This window comes from Microbacterium karelineae (assembly GCF_009745985.1).
In the GTDB taxonomy this organism is placed as follows: domain Bacteria; phylum Actinomycetota; class Actinomycetes; order Actinomycetales; family Microbacteriaceae; genus Microbacterium; species Microbacterium karelineae.
Genome location: NZ_WFIX01000040.1, coordinates 1 through 2,309 on the forward strand (window position 1 = coordinate 1; position 2,309 = coordinate 2,309).

4 protein-coding genes are annotated in these 2,309 nt (G+C 37.5%); all 4 read right to left on the bottom strand.

What is annotated here, in order from left to right; all coding sequences use genetic code 11:
* Window positions 1-315 (bottom strand): hypothetical protein (locus GB932_RS21835; RefSeq protein ID WP_197517194.1); only part of this gene is annotated, 315 nt, incomplete at its 3' end.
* Between the two features lie 29 nt (window positions 316-344).
* Complete coding sequence (locus GB932_RS21840; RefSeq protein WP_062675756.1) at window positions 345-914, bottom strand: biopolymer transporter ExbD; 570 nt, start codon at window positions 912-914, stop codon at window positions 345-347.
* A gap of 11 nt (window positions 915-925) precedes the next feature.
* Window positions 926-1,534: an ExbD/TolR family protein gene (locus GB932_RS21845; RefSeq protein ID WP_062675755.1), complete on the bottom strand. Its 609-nt coding sequence runs from the start codon at window positions 1,532-1,534 to the stop codon at window positions 926-928.
* 61 nt (window positions 1,535-1,595) lie between these two features.
* Window positions 1,596-2,309: MotA/TolQ/ExbB proton channel family protein (locus GB932_RS21850; RefSeq protein WP_156758900.1), on the bottom strand; the 714-nt coding region annotated here is incomplete at its 5' end.

Genomic DNA, 2,309 nt, shown 5'->3' on the forward strand with positions numbered 1-2,309 from the left:
CTCTTCTTTTGGAGGTGGTGGTGGTGGAGGTGGTTCTTCTTCTTTAGGCTGCTCGATAATCGGATCTTCTTCGATAATATCTACAAGATCTGCCTTCACTTCCTGCTTAGGCGGAGCTGTAAGATTTTTAATCGTAAGATAGATGAACGGAGACAAAGCTGCCAAAAGGAATAATGCTGTTCCGATAATAAAAGACTTTGTTAAAAGTCTCGGATACTGATGTCTAAGATCATAGGCACCATATTCCTTGTTTCTATTTTCAAATACGATCTCGTCTAAAGTAAGATTCTGACCGTATACATTTTCATCTGCCATAGATTAGATATAACAATTTTATGGTTAAATTACTTTGTAGCAGCGGCCGGTGCAGCAGCACCTCCTACTTTTTTCTCATAAATAGCTTTCTCCCAAGGTTTGATATCAGTAACCCCGTACTGCTCACTTTTGGTAATTGCCATTTCATCAAGAATATCAACAAAGTTCTTATATACAGCATCGTCAGTTGGCTTAATGATCACGGTAAATTTCGTTTGATCTGCAGCTCTAGATTTTGCCTGCTGAATTACTTTTCTAATTCCTTCTCTGTCAAGAGTAGTTTCCATAAGAGTTTGGTCATTCAAGGATGTAGCATCCTGCTGGTGCCAGAAAACTCTATTATTTTTTCCTAATAAGATAGAAATTGAGTTAGAAAGTTTAATTTCTGTTGGAGGTGGTTTTTTTGTTTCATCTTTCGGTTTAGCCGGAAGACCCAAATCCATAACGTTCGGTTTACTGAACGTAGTTGTGAACATAAAGAAGGTAATCAATAGAAAACCCAAGTCCACCATCGGAGTCATATCGACTCTGGTGTTTTGCTTCTTGGAACGGACCTTGCCGCCCTTGCCGCCTTTTTCTTGTACTTGTACTTCTGCCATTTCTATCGATATTATTCGTTAGGTTTACCTTCTTGTGATGTAATCAACCAAAATTTAAGAAAATCAATATCTCTTAAACCCTCAAATAGACTTTTAACTTTAGGATATTCTGTTGTAACGTCACCTTTAATCGCCAACTTGTAGTCAGGGTTAACGCTCAAACTTTCTTTTACCCAATCAATTAATTGCTTATTTGTACTGTCCATAGGAATACCTGTAGGACTCTTATAATTTTTCTGCTCATCTGCAGGCAGATCCAAATACCCTTTAAGTTGGTTCATTGGAACTCCAATTGCCTGAATTTTCTGGAAAGCAGCTTTTTGGTTGTTGTCAAAAGTAATCCCATACTTTTGTCCCATTTTATCCAAAAGAGCAAGTCTTTCTGATGCATTTTCTACTGGCTGGAAATAGAATTTTCCGTCCGGAGTAGCGTTGATAGTCATTAAACTAGCATCAGGAAGCAATTTTTCCGAAATTGAAGATGGCGGTTTGATCTGCTCCACGTCAGGTTTTTTAAACTGAGTGGTCAAGATAAAGAACGTAAGAAGTAGGAACGCAACGTCACACATTGCGGTCATGTCCGTTACTACTCCATGTCTTTTAGGTTTGACTCTCGCCATTATTATAAAATATTTTTAATTAAACTTCTTTTAATTGCTAATGCAAATATCTTGCTAATTCTTAGTTGAATTCAGCGAAAGACTGTTGGATACTCATAGAGATCTCGTCGATCTTGTAAGTTAATCCATCAATTTTAGATGTAAAGAAGTTATAAAGGATAATAGCGATTGCTGAAGTACCAATACCTAATGCCGTGTTAATCAAGGCTTCAGAGATACCTGTAGATAGAGCAGCAGCATCTGGAGTACCACCTCCTGAACCTAATGCAAAGAACGCTTTGATCATCCCGATTACTGTTCCAAGTAGTGCGATTAGGGTTGCAACTGTACCTAGAGTAGAAAGGATCATCATGTTTTTCTCAAGCATTGGCATCTCAAGAGTAGTAGCTTCTTCGATAGCTTTGTTAAGTGCTACCATTTTCTGCTCTTTATTTAATGTAGTATCGTGAGAAAGTGCTTTATAAGTAGTAAGACCTTCTTTTACTACGTTACCAACAGAACCTTGTTGTCTGTCACACTCTTCGATAGCTTCGTCGATTTTGTTTTGGTTTAGTAAGCTTCTTACCTGTACAACAAAGTTGTCTAAGTTTCCTTTTCCAGCTGCTTTACCAAGAACGAAATATCTTTCAAAAGAGAAAACGATTACAGTAATCATGAAAGTAATCAAGATTGGTACGATAACCCCTCCTTTGTAGATAATACCTAAAAACGATTCTGGGTGAATGTCTTTTCCTTCAACACTTGAAAAAGCTACAGAACCACTTCCTAGTTTTTC